Origin of the sequence: Dyella agri, assembly GCF_044904705.1 — a bacterium.
Classification (GTDB): domain Bacteria; phylum Pseudomonadota; class Gammaproteobacteria; order Xanthomonadales; family Rhodanobacteraceae; genus Rhodanobacter_A; species Rhodanobacter_A agri.
The window spans coordinates 1-1,195 of record NZ_JADIKL010000024.1 but is presented as its reverse complement, the minus strand read 5'-3'; the positions used below and the strand labels follow the sequence as shown (position 1 = coordinate 1,195).

Sequence of the window (1,195 nt, the reverse complement as noted above, 5' to 3'; positions counted from 1 at the left end):
GGTAATCCCCCCGTAAATTAGCAGACGCTGAAAGTGGAATTTTCTCGTAATCTTTCCCGAGGAGGTTCCATGAAGAAGTCCCGATTCAGCGATAGCCAGATCATCGCCGTGCTCAAGCAAGCCGAGGACGGTACGCCCGTCCCGGAGCTCTGCCGAGAGCACGGCATCAGCTCCGCCACGTTCTACAAGTGGCGCGCCAAGTACGGCGGCATGGATGCCTCACTGATGGGGCGCATGAAGGAGCTGGAGGAGGAGAACCGGCGGCTCAAGAAGATGTATGCCGAGTCGCAGATGAGCGCTGACATCCTTCGGGAGGCGATGGCAAAAAAATGGTGAGGCCATCTCAGCGCCGCGAGATGGCCCGATGGGCAATCCAAACCAAAGGCGCAACGATTCGACAAGCCTGCACCGACTTTTCGCTCAGCGAGACGGCGTATCGCTATCAGCCAAAGCAAGCGAGCGAGGATGAGGTGATCGCCGACTGGCTGGTACGCCTGACGTTCAACCAAAAGAACTGGGGTTTCGGCCTATGCTTTCTGCACCTGCGCAACGTGAAAGGCTATGGCTGGAACCACAAGCGTGTGTATCGCGTCTACCGCGAGCTGGAGTTGAACCTGCGCATCAAGCCCAAGAAGCGGTTGGTCCGCGAGAAGCCGCAACCTTTGGCCGTGCCCACCGCCATCAACCAAGTGTGGTCGATGGATTTCATGCACGATCAACTCGCTGATGGTCGCAACTTTCGCTTGTTCAACGTGCTGGATGACTACAATCGCGAAGGCCTCGGTATAGAGGTGGATCTATCGCTTCCCGCCATGCGCGTCATCCGTTCGTTGGAGCAGATCATCCAGTGGCGTGGTCAGCCCGAGGTGATTCGCTGTGACAACGGTCCTGAATACATCAGTGGTGCGTTTCTGACCTGGGCCGAACAACGCGGCATCCGCATCGAGCACATCCAGCCCGGCAAGCCGCAGCAGAACGCCTACGTCGAACGTTACAACCGAACGGTACGCTATGACTGGTTGGCGCAAACCTTGTTCGACTCGATTGACGAGGTGCAAGCATCGGCGACCCACTGGCTATGGACATACAACCACGAGCGTCCGAACATGGCTCTCGGCGGCATCACACCCATGCAGAAATTGGCCTTGCCCGCTTAGCTCCACTTTTGGCGAGCGCTAAAAGCGGGGGGATTACC

General features: G+C 57.7%; 1 protein-coding gene. It reads left to right on the top strand.

The genetic code is table 11. From position 1 onward, the window contains the following. Positions 1-69: 69 nt before the first annotated feature. Positions 70-1,157, top strand: a protein-coding gene (locus tag ISP14_RS18710; protein ID WP_404542892.1) for an IS3 family transposase whose coding sequence is annotated in 2 segments (ribosomal slippage) — positions 70-322 and positions 322-1,157 — 1,089 coding nt in all. Because the reading frame shifts where the segments join, the coding sequence is not laid out codon by codon here. Positions 1,158-1,195: the final 38 nt, after the last annotated feature.